The organism is Saccharothrix sp. CCNWYY140 (assembly GCF_037401995.1).
In the GTDB taxonomy this organism is placed as follows: Bacteria; Actinomycetota; Actinomycetes; order Mycobacteriales; family Pseudonocardiaceae; genus Actinosynnema.
Map to the genome: position 1 here is coordinate 125,443 of NZ_JBBEGC010000010.1, position 16,730 is coordinate 142,172.

Sequence of the window (16,730 nt, forward strand, 5' to 3'; positions counted from 1 at the left end):
GGTGTTCGGTCAGAAGTCGAAGAGCGGGCCGGTGTGGGCGCGCATGACGCAGGAGTTCTCGTAGGTGGCGGAGAACTGCTCCGACTTGCCGCGCCAGCGACCGGACAGGCGGACCGTGACCGGGTCGTACTGCATGGTGCAGGCGATGCCCGGGTCGGGTTCCAGAGCGTTGAGGTCACCGTCCACATCGGACAGCAGCTTGCAGGCGGCCTCGGCGTCGGGGTGGCTGCCACCGGCCGGGTCGCAGGTCAGGTTCGTCATCCGCACCTGGGCCACCGCGCGGGTGGTCGTGAAGTTGAGCGTGGTGTCCGGCGCCGTGATGGCCACCGGGGCGAAGGCGGCCATAGCCGCCAGAACGGGGAGTGGTGCCATGTCACCACAGTGACGCGCCGGCAGGTGCATCCTCCAGCCAACTCACTACATCGTGTGACGAACCGGTTTCACACCGTTCGAGAGGTTTGAGGGGTTCAAGAGCGGCGCTTCGCCCTCAAGACGGACACGCCCGGCCCCCGCCGGCAGCCCCCGCTGACCGCCGTAGGATGTGATCCAGGTCACTTCCCCCTCGCCTGCCGGCCCCGCCAGGGTGGGTGGATGGGGAACACGGGTGTGCGCAGGGTTGCGTTGGCCAGTTCTGCGGGGAACGCGGTGGAGTTGTACGACTTCCTGCTCTACGGCACGGCCACCGCGCTGGTGTTCGACAAGTTGTTCTTCCCGTCCTTCGACCCGCGCATCGCCACGTTGTTGGCGTTCGCGACCTTCGGGGCGGGCTTCCTGGCTCGGCCGCTGGGTGGGGTGGTCATCGGGCACTTCGGGGACCGGATCGGGCGGCGGTCGATGCTGGTGCTCACCCTCACCGCCACCGGGGTGTGCACGGCCCTGATCGGGCTGTTACCCACGTACAACTCCATCGGCATCGCCGCGCCGATCCTCCTCGTGACCCTCCGCGTCATCCAGGGGTTCTTCCTCGGCGGTGAACAGGGCGGTGCCACGTTGATGGCTGTCGAGCACGCGCCGCCCGGCCGTACTGCCTGGTACGGGAGTTGGACGTTCCTCGGCTCGCCTGTCGGGCTGTTGCTGGCGAACGGTGCGATGGCGTTGGCCACGGCTGTCTCCGGGGACGCGTTCCTCGACTGGGGGTGGCGGATCCCGTTCCTGTTCAGCCTGGTGTTGGTCGGGGTGGGGCTGTACGTGCGGTTGTCGGTCGAGGAGAGTCCCGAGTTCCGGTCCGTCCAGCAGGAACGTGTGCGGATGCCGGTCGTGGAGGTGGTGCGGCGGTCGTGGCGGAGGGTGTTGTTGGGGGCCGGCGTGAATCTCGGGTTCAACATGTTCATCTTCGTGCTTGCCACGTTTGTCGTGTCGTACGGGACTCGGCAGCTCCAGATTCCGCGGTCGGTGTTGCTCAACGCGAGTCTGGTGGGGGCGGCGGCGCAGGCGGTGGCGTTGCTGGGGTTTGCGCGGCTGTCCGATCGGGTGGGGCGGTTGCCGGTGATGTTGGGTGGGGCGGGGTTCCTCGGGGTGTTCGCCTTGCCGTTGTTCTGGTTGTTGGAGACGCGGTCGCCGACCCTGGTGCTCGTCGCGTTGGTGCTGGGGTTTGCGGGTTCGGCGGCGTTGTTCGGGCCGATGCCCGCCTACTACGCGGAACTCTTCGGCACGCGCGTGCGCTACAGCGGGGTGTCGTTGAGCTACCAACTCGGCGCGGTGCTGGGCGGTGGGCTTTCGCCGCTGGTGGCGACGTGGCTGTTGGGGGTCACGCCTACGCGCGACTCGTGGCCGGTTTCCCTCTACCTGATCGCGGGGGCGCTGGTGAGTGCGTTGTGTCTGCTGGCGATCGGCGAGACGCTCAAGAAATCGCGATGACCGCGCCGGTCCGGGCGGACTCGAAGGCGGCCTCCACGACCTCCAGCCCTGCTATCGCGTCCGACGCGGGCACTGGGACGGCACCGGCCGCGATACCGGCGTAGAAGTCCTGGTACGCCCCGCGTTCGGTCTCGACCGGTTCGCCGGACAGCGTTCCCCACGCCTCCTCGGGGTCGGCGCCCCATCCGGTGCCGCCGGGGAGCGCGCCGGCCTTGAGCAGGTCCTCCTGGGGGTCCATGCCGCGTTTCACGTACGCCGCCGACGAACCGAGGACCCGGAACCGGGGACCGAGGTCGGCGGCCAGCGCGGACGCCCACAGGTGCGAGACCGTGCCGTCGTGGTGGGTGAGTGCAAGGAACGCGTCGTCGTGAGCCTGGGCACCGGGGCGGAGGGTGCGCACCTCCGCGTACACCGACGCGGGACGGCCGAACAGGGCCACCGCCTGGTCGACCAGGTGCGTGCCCAGGTCGTAGACGATGCTGCCCAGGTCAGCCGGGTCGCCGGACTCCTTCCACGACTCCTTGACCTCCGGCCGCCACCGCTCGAACCGCGACTCGAACCGGTGCACCCGACCCAGCGCGCCCTCCCGCACCAACCGGGTGACGGTCCGGAAGTCCCCGTCCCACCGGCGGTTGTGGAACGGCACGAGCCGCAGGCCCCGCGCTTCCGCGAGCGCCGCCAGGTCGCGCGCCTCGGCGGCAGACCCGGCGAACGGCTTGTCCACCACCACGTCCACGCCGTGCTCCAGCGCGGCGCGGGCGTGGGTGGCGTGGTGGCGGTTCGGGGTGGTCACCACCACGAGGTCGAAGTCCCGGCGCCACACCTCGTCGATCGACCCGAGCACCTCCACCTCCGGGTACCGCTCCCGCACCTGCCGCTGCCGCTCGGGGTTGCCCGTGACGACGGCCGAGAACGCCAGGCCCGGCGTGGTGGCGAGGAACGGTGCGTGGAACGCGGCTCCGCCGAGCCCGTAGCCGATGAGTGCGGTGCGCATGTCTCCAAACCTTAGGCTTCCCACGACGTGGACGCCCTGTCGCGGCCCGTCACCCAGCGCTACTTTCGGTGCCATGAGCCCGCTCGTGACCCGTCGGCACGTGGACTACGTGCGCGTCACCAGCATGGCCTGTCGTCTGGGCTGATCGACCCCGCACCCGCACCGCGCCCTTCTTCGGCGTGCCCGAAAAACCCCTCGGCAGGAGCACAACCATGTCCTGGTCCTTCGCCACCAAGCAGGTCCACTCCGGAGCGTCGCCCGACCCCGCCACCGGCGCGCGGGCGACCCCGATCTACCAGACCACCTCCTACGTCTTCCGCGACACCGCGCACGGCGCGGCGCTGTTCAGCCTGGCCGAGCCTGGCCACATCTACACGCGCATCAACAACCCCACCCAGGACGTGCTGGAACAGCGGATCGCCGCGCTGGAGGGCGGGGTGGCGGCGGTGGCGTTCGCGTCCGGCCAGGCCGCCGAGACCGCCGCGATCCTGAACCTGGCGCGGGCCGGCGACCACCTGGTGTCCAGCGCTTCCCTGTACGGCGGCACCTACAACCTGTTCCACTACACCCTGCCCAAGCTGGGCATCGAGGTGTCCTTTGTGGACGACCCGGACGATCTCGACGCGTGGCGGGCGGCGGTGCGGCCCAACACCAAGCTGTTGTTCGCGGAGTCCCTGGCCAACCCGCGGAGCAACGTGCTGGACATCGAGGCGGTCGCGGAGGTCGCGCACGCGGCCGGGGTGCCGTTGGTCGTCGACAACACCGTGCCCACGCCGTACCTGCTCCGGCCGCTGGAACACGGCGCGGACATCGTCGTGCACTCGGCCACGAAGTACCTCGGCGGCCACGGCACCGCGGTGGCGGGCCTGGTCGTCGACGGCGGGACGTTCGACTTCGGGGACGCCGAGAAGTTCCCGGACTTCACCGAACCCGACCCCAGCTACCACGGGCTGCGGTACTGGCCCGTGCTGGGTCACGGGGCGTTCGCCGCGAAGCTGCGGGTGCAGGGCCTGCGGGACACCGGCGCGGCGATCGCCCCGTTGACCAGTTTCCTGATCCTGCAAGGGATCGAGACGCTGTCGCTGCGCATCGAGCGGCACGTCGCCAACGCGCGGGCGCTGGCCGAGTGGCTGGAGGAGCGCGACGAGGTGGAGAAGGTGCACTACGCCGGGTTGCCGTCGTCTCAGTGGTACTCGTTGGCGCAGAAGTACTTGCCGCTGGGCGCGGGCGCCGTGGTGTCGTTCGAGCTGCGCGGCGGGGCCGAGGCGGGCAAGGCGTTCGTCGACGGGGTCGAGCTGTTCAGCCACTTGGTGAACATCGGTGACGTGCGCAGCCTGATCGTCCACCCGGCGAGCACCACGCACAGCCAGCTCACGCCCGACGAGCAGGCGATCACCGGCGTGACGCCGGGACTGGTGCGGCTCTCGGTGGGCATCGAGGGCGTGGAAGACCTCAAGGCGGACTTGGAAGCGGGCTTCCGCGCCGCCAAGTCCGTGCGGTGAGGATCGGGTCCACTGTCGGGGAGACCCCTCCCGCTGCCGGCGGGTGGCGGGAGGGGGACCCGAACGGGCGACGGCAGTGGTTCACCGGCGCACTGCCCGGCCTGCCGCTGCGGATCGCCTACGAGACGTGGGGGACGCTGAACGCCTCCCGCTCCAACGCCGTGCTCGTGCTGCACGCGCTGACCGGGGACAGCCACGTCGCCGGTCCCGCCGGTCCCGGGCACCCGACGCCGGGGTGGTGGGACGGCCTGGTCGGTCCGGGGCGGGCGGTGGACCCGGGTTCGTGGTTCGTCGTGGCCCCGAACGTGCTGGGCGGGTGCCAGGGCACCACCGGTCCGGGGTCGACCGCCCCCGACGGCCGGCCGTGGGGCAGGCGGTTCCCGTCGGTGACCGTGCGTGACCAGGTCGCGGCGGAGGTGCTGTTGACGGACTTCCTGGGCATCCCGTCGTGGGCGGCGGTGCTGGGTGGCTCGATGGGCGGAATGCGAGCGCTGGAATGGGCGATTTCCGTACCTGATCGAGTGAAGTCCCTGTTGGTGCTGGCGGCACCCGCCGCCTCGACCGCCGACCACATCGCGCTGGGGTCGGCCCAGCTGCACGCCCTCGCGCTCGACCCCGTGCGCGGCATGGGCGTGGCCCGGCGGATCGCCCACCTGAGCTACCGGTCGGAGCCGGAGCTGGCGGCGCGGTTCGGGCGGAACGTCCAGGAGGACGGCCGGTACGCCGTCGAGTCGTACCTGGACCACCACGCCGACAAGCTGGTCCGCCGCTTCGACCCGGACAGCTACGCCGTGCTGACCCGCGCCATGAACGGCCACGACGTCGGCGCGGGCCGCGGCGGCGTGCGCGCGGCCCTGTCCCGGGTGACCGCCCGCACCACCGTGGCCGGCATCGACTCCGACCGCCTGTACCCGCTCGCGCAGCAGCGGGAGATCGCGGCGGGGATCGCCGGGGCGGACTTCCGGGTGGTCACGTCCCCGTACGGGCACGACGCCTTCCTGATCGAGGTCGACCAGGTCGGAGCGCTGGTGAGCGAACTGCTCAAGGACGGCGGGCGCTAGTGCGACAGGTTCGTGTGGGCTGCTCCATTCGTGGCGCTTCCCGATTTCTGCGTTGTCGAGCCGGTCGACGCTCCCTTGGACTTGTCAGGCTGCGGGGTCGTGCGAACGGCCGTGCACCTAGGACGGCGCCGTCACGAGGAAGCCACATGCCGGATCTGACAACGCTCCTGCTCACGGCGGCTGCCTCTGCGGCAGTCAAATCCGTGGTGCCCCTGGCGGCCAAAGCTTCGATGCCGGCCTGGCGTGCGGCAGCGGAGTCCACACTCACTCAACCGGCCCGGTTGCGCGGGCTCAGGCAATGGGCCGGTGCCGCCGAGGTGCGCAAACAGGAACGTGCGCTGGCTAAATTCCTGAACGGCCGGCTGTGCACTGGCCTGGTGGAGGTCTACGCCCTGGGGTACGCCAGTTCATCGAAAGCTCCACTCGAGAGCAGCCAACTGCGAGCGATGTTCAAAACAGAGTTGGCACGGAGCCTCAAACGCGAAGAAGCCGAGGTCGAAGCGTTGGCTGACCGACTGTGGAACGGCTTGACCGCGGTCGTCAAACGTGGCATCGACGAGCTGAAGGACAACGGAGCGTTCACTCCTGGCGACATGTTGCTGATCTCGCGGCTGAACCAGCGGCAGGAGGGGCGGAGCGTCGTGACCTCCGCGATCGCAGAACGACGGACCCTGTCGGCGGACCACCGCAGGGTGCAGGACGCCATAGACCTCGTGGACACCATTCGGAGGGAAGGTCGGCGGGCTTATTCGGAAATGCTTATGCCCCATGCGCGTGAGAGTCATCGCGTGCCGATCGACGATCTGTACGTCCCGCGCAGGATGGCGACTCTGCCGGTGGACTGGTACTCGACCAAGTCCTGGGCCCGGCAACCGGATGCCAACGGTGTCGTGGTCAACGAGTCCGAGTTGTCCGATCGCAGGTTCGTGCTCATCGGTAGCCCGGGGGCGGGGAAGACCACTTTCGTTCGCCGGCTGCTCTTCCGAACGTGCCAGGACGACGTGGATCCGGTTGCGCCACTGCTCCTGGAACTGAAGAACTGGACGGAGAACTCGGGCAGTCTGGTGGAAATGCTGCGTGCCCGGCTTGAATCCAGCCTCCAGATACCCGCCGCGAGCGAGGCTGTGGTCGACGCCCTCGTACTCGGCCTTGTTACAGTGGTGTTCGACGGACTCGATGAAGTCACGGACATCGCTAGGCGGCGAGCCTTGGTCCGTGCGATCGAGTCGTTCTGTCGACGTTATCCGTTGGCTGGGGTTGTCGTTTCCTGTCGTCGAGAGGGGTACGAGTCCGCTCCTCTGGATCCGTTGGCCTTCCCGGCGTACCAAGTGCCCGACTTCACCTACGACCAGGTCTTGGATTACGCCACGAATTGGTTCAATCTGATAGCGCGGTTCGAAGGTGTCGACCCCGTGTCGATGAGGAACCGGTTCATGTCCGAAAGTGTGCACGCTGCGGAACTGCGCAGCAACCCGTTGATGCTGTCACTGCTTTGCATCCTTTACCAGTATGAAGGCTACATACCGGAAAACCGTTCCCAGGTCTACGAGGAGTGCGCTGAACTCCTATTCGGACGGTGGGACCGTGTGCGCGACGTCCGGACCGCCATCAGAGCCGACGCGCGCGGGCACCACCTGGTCGAGGAGATCGCCTACTACTTCTTCACGCACCAGAAGAGCCAAGGTGGAGAACGCCGACGCGTACTGCACAACCTGATCAAGAGCTACGTCATCGCCAACCTCAACGAGGACGAGTTCCAGGCATCAAACTACGCCGAGAACTTCCTTGACCACTGCGCCGGACGCGCGTGGCTGCTGACGGCCACCGGCACGTCGGATCGGGGCGAGCGCGTGTTCGCGTTCAGCCACCGCACGTTCATGGAGTACTTCGCCGCCTGCTACCTGGCGAGGCATGCCGAGCACGCCCAGGCGCTCGCGGAGGCGTTGAGACCGGTGGTCGAGGCTGGTGCGAGTGAGGTGATCTGTCAATTGGCCATCGACCGCTTCGGGGAGCGGATCGCCGGCGGAACAGATGATGTCTTGCGTTTCCTTGTCTTCAAGAGTTCCACGCTCGAGGTGAGGTACGATGGTCTGTGCCTGCGGTTCGGGGTGCGTTCCCTGGAGTTCCTGCAACCCGTACCGAGAACGGTACGGGCGCTGGTCAAAGCGGCGTTGCGTGATTTCGCGCGATCGGATGGGGCGCTGCACAACACAGCGGTAAGCCTAGTGCCGAAGCGTTACGCGGATATCGTCGAAAAGGTGTGTGAGTCGGTTCTGTCCGACGCGAAAACGGATCGCACGCCCTCAGAACTGCTGCGGGGTGTGCGGACGTACCAGAGCATCAGTCGTGCGCCGACCGGGAAGAACATCCCCTGGTACGTCGAAAACGCGCGAGAGGTGCTCGTCGGCAAGGTGCTGACCGGAGTGGTGTCGGTGCCGATGTTCCGGCGGGCAGCCGGCCGCGGTTGCCTGGCGGACATGAGCAGGTCGGGAAGTGCGGAGAAGGTGTTGCTGGGGCCGCTGCCGATCGCGCTCCGGACTGCGGCCGAGACGGGGTTCGTCTCCGAGCCCCTGGAGGCGATGCTGCGATTGGTGGTCCGAGACCCCGCTGCGCTGATGCCAATGGGTGGCAATGCCCTCTTGGAGTTCGCAGGGCTCCTGTCAGACGTGCCCGAGTGGACCATGGTCCAAGTGCTAGGTGCTAAGACCGTGGTGGCAAAGCAACCCGTCGTGGGGTTCGCTCACGTCTGCGTCGCTGTCGCGCTGGAAGCGGTGCAGCTTGGATTTCCGGTATCCGCAGGTCAAGCGCTTTCAGTCGCGTTCGACGTCGACTTCCCGGAAGACGCGTTGGAGGACCAGTCGGCGGACGACCTCGTGAGGCTGATCATGGAGTCGCCTTACCTCGAGCTCTCGAACGCATGGCGGTCACGAGTGCTTCGAGTGTTCGCGCGAGCTAAAGCTTGAGAAGGGGGCGCGGTTGCCCGCGCCCCCCGGTGTTCTCGCTGGTCAGAAGCCTGCGGTGATGCGGGTGAACTCCCAGTCCGGCTGGGCGATGCCCGAGCAGTTGGAGGACACCTGGCCGTCGCAGCCGCCGCGGTCCCGGTTGACCGCCCAGAACGAGAAGCGGCCCAGGCCGTTGGACTTGGCCCAGTCGCGCAGGGCGGTCCAGGTGGCCGTGGTGGTGAGCTCGCGCTGGTCGGACAGGCCGTTCATGCCGGAGATGCCGGTGTGGCTGTACGCGACCGCGTCGGACCACCCGAACGTGGCCTTCAGCTTGTCCTTCAGGCCCACGGTGGCGTTGATCGTGTCGGTCCGGATGTCCGAGCTGCCGAAGTCGAACGGCATGATCGTGAAGATGTCGATGTTCGCGCCCAGCGCCGCCGCCCGCTCGATGAGCCGGTTGCCCCACGAGTTCGGGCCGGTCCGGGTGGTGCCGAACGTGACGATCGTCTGGATGCCCGGGTTGTTCTGCTTGACGATCTTGAGGGCTTCGAGGATGCGGTCCTGGACGGTCGCGTTCTCGAACTCGTCGGTGTTCTCGATGTCGATGTCGATCGCCTTCAGGCCGTAGGCGTCGATCACCTTCTGGTACGCGCCCGCAAGCGCTTGCGGGGTGGTGCAGTTCGGGCCGAGCTTGTTGCCGCTCCACCCGCCGAACGACGGCACGATGTCGCCGCCGGCCGCCCGGATCTGCGAGATCGCCGTGGCGTCGATGCCGCCGGTGAGCGGGCGGTTGCCGTCCCAGGCGGGGTTGCAGCCGCCGGAGGACAGCACGAACGCCATCGTGAACCACTTGACGCCGGTCATGCTCATGATCGTCTGCGGCGCCGGCGGGTTGCCCCAGCCCAGGAACAGGTAGGGCGCGCCCCGGCCGCCCGGCGCCGGGCCGGACGTGGTGGTCGCGGACACCTGGTTGGACGCGGCCGAGGCGTTGCCGGCGGCGTCGCGGGCCTTGACGGTGAACTGGTAGGTGGTGTTGGGGGACAGGCCGGAGACGGTCGCGGTGGTGCCGGTGACCGTGGTGACCGAGGTGCCCCGGTAGACGTCGTAGGCGGTGACGCCCACGTTGTCGGTGGCGGCGTTCCAGGCCAATGACACCGAACTGCTCGTGGTGCCGGTGACGCGGAGGTTCGTCGGCGCGCTGGGCGCGGTCGTGTCGCCGCCACCGCCACCGGTGCAGGGAGCGCCGTTGACGGTGCAGTTCAGCGGCGCCCCGGAGCCGGTGCCCACGAAGCCGAAGCTGGTCGAGGCGTTGACTCCGACGTTGCCGTTGTACTCGCGGTTGGTGGCGACGTAGTGGTCGCCGGTCCGGGTGACCAGCGCGTCCCAGTACGAGCCGAGGGACGTGCCGGCGGGGAGGTCGAACTCGACCCTCCAGGACGTGATGGCGCTGGGGCCACCGTTGCTGATGGTGAACTTGCCCTCGAAGCCACTGCCCCAGTCCTGGGTCTTGGCGAAGGTGGCGGTGACCCCCGGTGCGGCCGAGGCGGTCGGCACGACCAGGGCGAGGGAGGAGAGGGCGAGGGCGCCGGCTGCGAGCAGGGCACCCGTTCTCGTTTTCATGAGGGACTCCTCGGCGGGATCGGCAGGGTAATCGCGCCCACCGGGGAGACTGGTCTAGACCACCGAGATTGTCAATGCTCCTTCCGAAGAACGCGGTGGGGGGTGGGTTGAGGCGGGCCGGGCCGGGGCGGGGGCGGGGCGGAGGGCGGCGGCGAGCGGCTCAACGCGCCGAGTCGTCCGCGAGCCGGGTGCCGCCCGAGCCACCCGCGCCCGCCGCCCCACCCGTCCGCCTCACTCGTCGAGCGCGGCCTCGATCCAGGACGCCACCGCCAGGTCGCGCACCTCGCACTCCAGCGCCAACTTCACCGTCCACCGCAGCGCCTGCAACACCACCGTCGCCAGCTCCTGCGGCTGTCCGTTGGCCAAGGCGATCTCGATCTGCTCCGCCGCCGCCTCCTGGTCGCCGTGCACCTCGGCCAGCAGCGTCCGGATCGCCGTGCGGACCGGTGGGTCGGCGTCGTCGATCGGCACCTCTTGGCCGTCCTCGTCGAAGACCTGCATCTTGACCGGGGTCGCGCCGCCCGAGCCGAGGGCCGCCACCATGTCGCTGCACTCGGAGAACAGCAGCAGCACCAGTTCCCGGATCTCCTCGTTGCCCTCCGGGGAGCCGCTGAGGTAGCCGGTCACGAGGTCGACCGCGACAGCGTCCTCACCGACCTTGGCGGCGGCCAAGGCTTGGCCTGCGACGGCGGTGAGCCGTGCCCAGCGGTCCGGGTCCTGCTGCGGGTGCATTCAGCCATCTTCCAACACGGAGTAGGGGTGCACAGCTCTGTCGTATTGCCTACCCGGTCGTGATCGGGTGCCGCAACGGCTTGCCGTGCCGTCCTCGGGGTGCTACCCGGGTATGACACACCCCGGTGTCATGTGCCGCCCGCCGGGAGCCACCTAGCATCGGGGCGTGATCCGCACATTCCTGCGGGTAGTGCTGCTGCCCGACCGCACGCGGGTCTTCGGCGACTCCCGCTTCCGGCGCTTCGGCCAGGCCGCCGTCCTGGTCTACGGCCTGGTCCTCGCCATCGGGATCAGTTCGGCCTACGTGCAACGCGAAGAGCCCGACGGCTGGTGGCCGCTGCTGTTCGCGATCGTGCTGGGCACGTTCGCGCTCCTGCTGTTCACCCCGCTGGGCGCGTGGCGGCTGGCCACCGCGGGTCTGTTCGCGATGCGTCTGCTGATCAGCCACGAGCCGGCGATCCTCGGTGACTGGCAGTGGTGCTGGTACCTCCCGGTCCTGGTGACGGTCGGTCTGCTGTACGGCGGACGGGTCGTGTTCGTGGTCGCGGCGATTACCACGGGTGCTGTGTACCTCGTGGGCACGATGGGAAACCTCGACTACTTCCCGCCCACCCTCCTCTTCCTGAACGTGTTCCTGCTCCTCGCCTACGCCTTCGGCGCGCGCGGCCGGGCCGAGCAGCGGTTCCACACCGAGCGCGACGCCAAGGCCGCCCTGGTCGAGCGCGCCCGCATCGCGCGTGAGATGCACGACGTGGTCGCGCACCACATGTCGATGGTCGCGGTCCGCTGCGAGACCGCGCCCTACCGGATCGCGGGCCTGCCCGAAGCGGGCCTCAAGGAGTTCGCCGAGCTGGGTGACGCCGCCCGCGCGGCCATCGCGGACATGCAGGGCCTGCTCGGCGTGCTCCGCTCGGCCGACCAGCAGCCCGACCACGCGCCCCAGCCCGGCCTGGCCGACATCACCGCACTCGCCCCGAACGCCTCCGTGACCGGCGCCGACGTCCCGCCCGCCGTCGGGCTGACCGCCTACCGGGTGGTCCAGGAGGCCCTGACCAACGCCCACCGCCACGCTCCGGGGTCGACCGTCTCCGTGGTGGTGTCGGTGGTGGGCGAGGCGCTGGAGGTGTTCGTCCGCAACACCGCGGGCGGGCCGTCGCGGGGCGGGGGCGGTGGGCACGGCCTGGTCGGCATGCGGGAACGTGTGGCGGTGCACGGCGGCTCGGTGACCGCGGAGCCCGCGCCGGACGGCGGTTTCGCGGTGCGGGCACGGATTCCGTTGGGGGAGCGGTGATCAGGGTTCTGGTGGTGGACGACCAGGAGATGGTGCGGGAGGGGTTCTCGGCGCTGCTGGACGCCCAACCCGACATCGAGGTGGTCGGGTCGGCCGGTGACGGCGCGGCGGGCGTGGCCGAGGTGCGCCGCCTGCGGCCGGACGTGGTGCTCATGGACGTCCGGATGCCCGGCACGGACGGCCTCACCGCGACCCGCATGCTGGCCGACGACCCGGTGAAGGTGCTGGTCCTGACCACCTTCGACCTCGACGACTACGTCTACGAGGCCCTGCGGGCGGGCGCCAGCGGGTTCCTGCTCAAGCACTCGCCCGCGCGCGAACTGCTGGAGGCGGTCCGCGTGGTGGCCCGCGGCGACGCCCTGCTCGCGCCCTCGGTGACCAAACGGCTGATCGAGGACTTCGTGAAGGCGCGCTTGGCCCGCCCGGTCAAGCCCGCCGCCCTGTCCGCGCTGACCGAGCGCGAGACCGAGGTGCTGCGCCTGGTCGCCACCGGCCTGTCCAACACCGAGATCGCCGCGCACCTGGTGCTCGCCGAGCAGACGGTGAAGACGCACGTCAGCCGCGTGCTGATGAAGCTGGGCCTGCGCGACCGGGCGCAGGCGGTGATCGCGGCCTACGAGTCGGGCCTGGTGGTACCCGGGTAGCACCGGGAGATCGCTACCGCGGGGTGACGATCGGGCCGGGGTGGTCTCCCTAGTTTCCGGTGCATGCCGAAGAAGATCGCCCTGCTGGCCGCGCTGCTGGTGCTGGCCACACCCGGCGGCGACCCGCCCGTTCAGGAGCGGGTCGCCGTGCACGGGGACCCGGCGCACGCGCGGCACGTGGCGGTGGTCGTGCCGGGGTCCGATGTGGACGGTGCCCGGTTCGACGCCACGGTGGGCCGGATGGCCCGCGCGCTGCACGCCGAGGTCGGGCGGGACGACGTGGCGGTGGTCGCGTGGCTGGGCTACCGCACGCCTTCGGGACTGGGGGTGGACGCGGCGTCCGGCAGGCTGGCCCGCGCGGGCGCCGCGTCCCTGTCCCGGTACGTCTCGGGCTTGCCGGGCCGCGTGCACCTGATCTGCCACAGCTACGGCTCCGTGGTGTGCGCGCAGTCCGGGGTGCGGGTGGACGACATGGTCTTCCTCGGCAGCCCCGGCGTCCGCGTGCGCAAGGCCTCGGAACTGGGCACACGGGTGTGGGCGGCGCGCGGCGCGGACGACTGGACGCGGTGGGTGCCCAAGATCCGCCTCGCCGACCTGGGCCACGGCACCGACCCGACCGACCCGTCCTTCGGCGCGAAGGTGTTCGACACCGGCGACGCACGCGAGCACGACGAGTACTTCAACCCCGGCACGGCGTCGCTGCACGCCTTGAGCCGGATCGCGGTGGGGGAGGAACCATGAGGACACGGGATCCCGTGATCGACTCGGTGCGGGCGCTGGCGATCGCGGGGGTGGTCGTCGGGCACTGGCTGGTCACGTCCGTGGTGCTGGTGGACGGCGCACTCGTCGTGGACAGCCCGTTGCGGTGGCTGCCCGAGCTGTCCTGGGCGAGCTGGATCTTCCAGACCCTGGGCCTGTTCTTCTTCACCGGCGGTTTCGCGGCAGCCGGTTCCCGCACGCCTTGGACGCGCAAGGCTCGGCAGCTCGTAGTACCCGTCCTGGTACTGCTGACAGCCTGGACAACTGTCCTCTTCGGACTGTCACTCCGAGGGCTACCGCAGCAAACCGTGCTCACCATCGGATACCTGGTGGTCACACCGCTGTGGTTCCTGGCGATCTACGTGGTGTTGCTGGCCCTCACGCCGTGGATGCGGCGGCTGGGTTGGTGGGGCGCGGCGGTCCCGGCCGCACTGGCCGTACTGGACTTGGGCTGGGTCAACGCCCTGGCCGTGTGGTGGGTGCCGTGGCAGATCGGCGTCCTGGTGGCCGAGCGCGGGCAGCGGCGTTCGTGGGGTGCGGCGCTGCTGGCACTCGGCTCCCTCGGGCTGATCCTCTTGATCCACAACGGTTATCCGGCGAGCGCGGTGGGCGTGCCTGGTGCCGAGCGATCCAACCTCTTCCCGCCCTCACCAGCCGCTCTGGCGCTCGCACTGGCCCAAATCGGCGTGGTACTGCTGCTCCGGCCGAGGTTCCCGTCGAAGTGGCTCAACGCCCGTGCGTTGCCGATCTTCCTGACCCACCAGAGCGCGTTGCTCGCCGTGACCCTGGTCGGGGCCGCCTTCGGGCAGTTGCGGGGGCTGCTGACGCTGCCGTCCGACGCGCTATGGGTGCTGGAGCGCCTCACGTGGCTGCCGCTGTTCTGGGGCGTGACCCTGGTCCTGCTTCGGTATCGCCGCCAGCAGCGCCACGACGATCGTGGCCCCGTGCAGGGCGACCATCGCCTCCGTCGGGTCCAGGACCAGCAGCGGCGGGACGCAGGCCAGCGCGGTGAGCAGCCAGGGCCTGCGGCCGTGGCAGGTGCCGGCGTGGGCGGTGTGCAGGAGGTACCAGCCGAGCAGCAGGTGGATCAGGTTCTGCAACGGGTCGACCCGGAACACCACCAAGGTTCCGGACTCGCCCGCGAACCCGGTCACCACGAACCCGAGCACACCCAGCACGCCGAACCCGACCCCGAGCGTGACGGCGAGCCGGGCGCGGTGGGTTTCCCTAGTGTGGCAGGCGATCACAGCGGCGGCCCGCTCGAACCGGTGGAACAGCAGCAGGACCGGCAGGAGGAGCAGCACCAGCACGGTCAGCCACCGGGGGACCGCCGAGGGGGCGTCCAGCAGGCCCAGCAGGGCGACAACGGCGGCCAGGGCCGTCAAATAGGCCAGGTAGACAGTCATCGGGGCGCGGCGCGCGTAGTCCACCACGTTCCAGGGGGTGCGACCCGCGAGCCACGCTGACACCCGGTCACGCGCGAGCAGCACCACCGCGATCTGGCCGAGACCCAGCACCAGCAGGCAGACCGTGGGCGGGCTCAGGTTGGACGTGTGCTCACCCGGAACGGCCATCATCGTGCGCGGGTAGCCGCCGAACGCGATCAACGCGAGCAGCACCGGCACCACCAGCAACGCACACGTCACCAGCACCCGCCGCGACACCCGACGCAGCCCGTCGTACTGGAACCCGAGCTGTTGCAGGAACAGCGCACCCAGCACAAGGTTCAGATAACCGCCCGTGCGCCACTCAAAGCCGATGCGCAAAGCATCCACCATGATCATGAAGGCCAACAGCACAACCGGCGTAACCAGCCGCGCATTCCGATGCAACCAAGCCATAACCGGCGTAGCCGCCACCGTCACCAAGTAAAGGCCGAGGAACCACAACGGATGCGCGATAAGCCGGCCAAACGTCTCCACCCGATCCTTCGGCACGTCGAGCAACTCGAGCGGAAGCGGCAACACCAACCAAGCCAGGACAAACGCCAACACAGGCCGCAACAACCACGTGATCCGCCCCGCAAGGTACCGCCCATACCCGCCACCCTGCCGCTGCACCGCCAACCACCCGGCAAGGTTCGCGTGCCCACCCGCGAAGTAGAACAACGGAATCGTCTGAAGGACCCAAGTCAGCAGCCAAAGCCAGTTCGCACTAACCCCAGCCCACTGCGTAACCGTCAACAACGACTGCCCGACCACCACCAACCCAAGGCTGGCCAGCCGCAGGAAGGTCGAAAACCGATCCTCAACCACAGCCTCGGCGACAACCCCAGGCGCCACGTCCCGCCGCCGAGTCAGCCGCGCCACCAGCAGAAAGACGACAACGGCACTACCAAACCCCCACGCCAACACAGGCTCATGCCCAGGCGGCCCCCACCGCTGCCGCCAGGAGTTGAACTCCAACCCAGCCGCATACAGCCCAGCCACCACATGGCAGCGAGTGGCATTCCCCCGAGGATTCAGCTCGCACTGCCTGTGCATATCAGCGGACAACCGAGCATCCAACGCCTTACGAGCGTCAGGCCCCAACGGCTGCCCTTTGTGCTCGGCATACCGAAGCAGGTCATACCCAAGGTCATGGGCCCGACAGGCCACCCCGAAATCCCACTCGGTATCCCCCGCAGGCCCAGAACACCCACCGGACGGATCAACAGCCCGCGCAGTCCCATCCAACGCCGTCACCGAAACAGGCGACCGCCCAGTCACCTGGTTGAAGTCGGCAGGAAACCCACCCAACGGCGACACCGCATCAGGCGAGGTCATGGCCTGAACAGCCACCCCAGCGGTAGCCACATCCCCCACAAGCGGACGCCCATCAGCAGCCCCAGCAGGCCGAGAGGCAACCACCCCACACACAAACACGGCCACCGCGATCAACAAAACCCGAAACCAAGCCGGCAGCCGGAGCAACCACCGCACCCCCGGCCACCCGTGGAGGTGGTTCACACTGCCGTCACCCATCGGTTGTCCAGGTTACGGACCCCCAAACACCCCCACCAACCGCCCTACCCCCCACCACCCAGTGGTGCTACCCCCACCCACACCACGACCGGGCAACGCACACCCGCACCACCCACATCACCGCCTCGGCACCACACCACCAACCGGCACCACACCACCAACCGGCAACGCACCACCCACACGCCCACAGCTCAAGCCCCGTCGGTCCCACCCGCCGGCCGCAGGCCCACGTGCCCAACAGCACACCGGCCGCGCCGCTTTCGCGCGCAGCGCGGCCCTCGCGCGCGCAGCGCGCGGTAGGTGTCACCTACAAGTGGAGGGCCTCGGTTCCCCCACCGTATGGCCTGCCCGAAGGGCTACCACAG

At 69.2% G+C, this 16,730-nt stretch carries 12 protein-coding genes and 1 pseudogene; 8 read left to right on the forward strand and 5 right to left on the reverse strand.

Translation table 11 applies throughout. The features are described 5' to 3' along the window. Nucleotides 1-9: 9 nt before the first annotated feature. Nucleotides 10-372, reverse strand: coding sequence for an SSI family serine proteinase inhibitor (locus tag WBN91_RS08715; RefSeq protein ID WP_337727623.1), 363 nt, complete (start codon nucleotides 370-372; stop codon nucleotides 10-12). A 219-nt stretch (nucleotides 373-591) separates the two neighbouring features. Between WBN91_RS08715 and WBN91_RS08720 the strand changes: the two genes are divergently transcribed. Continuing rightward, on the forward strand, nucleotides 592-1,857 hold the full coding sequence (locus WBN91_RS08720; protein ID WP_337727624.1) for an MFS transporter: 1,266 nt from the start codon (nucleotides 592-594) through the stop codon (nucleotides 1,855-1,857). On the opposite strand, the gene WBN91_RS08725 is transcribed toward WBN91_RS08720, so the two are convergent. Then, complete coding sequence (locus WBN91_RS08725; RefSeq protein ID WP_337727625.1) at nucleotides 1,841-2,851, reverse strand: Gfo/Idh/MocA family oxidoreductase; 1,011 nt, start codon at nucleotides 2,849-2,851, stop codon at nucleotides 1,841-1,843. The genes WBN91_RS08720 and WBN91_RS08725 overlap by 17 nt on opposite strands. A gap of 212 nt (nucleotides 2,852-3,063) precedes the next feature. Here WBN91_RS08725 and WBN91_RS08730 point away from each other — a divergent pair, with 212 nt between their 5' ends. The 3 genes from WBN91_RS08730 (at nucleotide 3,064) to WBN91_RS08740 (ending at nucleotide 8,377) form a co-directional block, all read left to right on the forward strand. Further along, on the forward strand, nucleotides 3,064-4,353 hold the full coding sequence (locus WBN91_RS08730) for a bifunctional o-acetylhomoserine/o-acetylserine sulfhydrylase (RefSeq protein WP_337727626.1): 1,290 nt from the start codon (nucleotides 3,064-3,066) through the stop codon (nucleotides 4,351-4,353). Then, the gene (gene metX, locus WBN91_RS08735; RefSeq protein ID WP_337727627.1) at nucleotides 4,350-5,414 is read left to right on the forward strand and encodes a homoserine O-acetyltransferase MetX; all 1,065 of its coding nucleotides are present in this window, start codon (nucleotides 4,350-4,352) and stop codon (nucleotides 5,412-5,414) included. Before WBN91_RS08730 ends, metX begins: the two co-directional genes overlap by 4 nt. A 146-nt stretch (nucleotides 5,415-5,560) precedes the next feature. Next, the gene (locus tag WBN91_RS08740; protein WP_337727628.1) at nucleotides 5,561-8,377 is read left to right on the forward strand and encodes an NACHT domain-containing protein; all 2,817 of its coding nucleotides are present in this window, start codon (nucleotides 5,561-5,563) and stop codon (nucleotides 8,375-8,377) included. A gap of 42 nt (nucleotides 8,378-8,419) precedes the next feature. Here WBN91_RS08740 and WBN91_RS08745 read toward each other — a convergent pair whose 3' ends face one another. Together WBN91_RS08745 and WBN91_RS08750 are read right to left on the reverse strand one after the other, a co-directional pair. After that, nucleotides 8,420-9,976: a cellulose binding domain-containing protein gene (locus WBN91_RS08745; protein WP_337727629.1), complete on the reverse strand. Its 1,557-nt coding sequence runs from the start codon at nucleotides 9,974-9,976 to the stop codon at nucleotides 8,420-8,422. A 231-nt stretch (nucleotides 9,977-10,207) separates the two neighbouring features. Beyond that, the gene (locus WBN91_RS08750; RefSeq protein WP_121225634.1) at nucleotides 10,208-10,708 is read right to left on the reverse strand and encodes a hypothetical protein; all 501 of its coding nucleotides are present in this window, start codon (nucleotides 10,706-10,708) and stop codon (nucleotides 10,208-10,210) included. A gap of 166 nt (nucleotides 10,709-10,874) precedes the next feature. Between WBN91_RS08750 and WBN91_RS08755 the strand changes: the two genes are divergently transcribed. From WBN91_RS08755 to WBN91_RS39140, 4 genes and pseudogenes are all read left to right on the forward strand, one after another. Beyond that, nucleotides 10,875-11,999 carry a sensor histidine kinase gene (locus tag WBN91_RS08755; protein WP_337727630.1) on the forward strand — a complete coding sequence of 375 codons (1,125 nt, stop codon included), beginning with the start codon at nucleotides 10,875-10,877 and terminating at the stop codon, nucleotides 11,997-11,999. Then, nucleotides 11,996-12,643 (forward strand): response regulator transcription factor, encoded by a 648-nt coding sequence (locus WBN91_RS08760; protein WP_337727631.1) that lies wholly within the window; start codon nucleotides 11,996-11,998, stop codon nucleotides 12,641-12,643. Before WBN91_RS08755 ends, WBN91_RS08760 begins: the two co-directional genes overlap by 4 nt. 63 nt (nucleotides 12,644-12,706) lie before the next feature. After that, complete coding sequence (locus tag WBN91_RS08765) at nucleotides 12,707-13,384, forward strand: alpha/beta hydrolase (protein ID WP_337727632.1); 678 nt, start codon at nucleotides 12,707-12,709, stop codon at nucleotides 13,382-13,384. Beyond that, nucleotides 13,381-14,238: pseudogene (locus WBN91_RS39140) on the forward strand (acyltransferase family protein); the annotation flags it as partial. The gene WBN91_RS08765 and the pseudogene WBN91_RS39140, both read left to right, overlap by 4 nt. A 6-nt stretch (nucleotides 14,239-14,244) precedes the next feature. On the opposite strand, the gene WBN91_RS08770 reads toward WBN91_RS39140, so the two are convergent. After that, complete coding sequence (locus WBN91_RS08770) at nucleotides 14,245-16,365, reverse strand: phospholipase A2 (protein ID WP_337727633.1); 2,121 nt, start codon at nucleotides 16,363-16,365, stop codon at nucleotides 14,245-14,247. Nucleotides 16,366-16,730 lie beyond the last annotated feature (365 nt).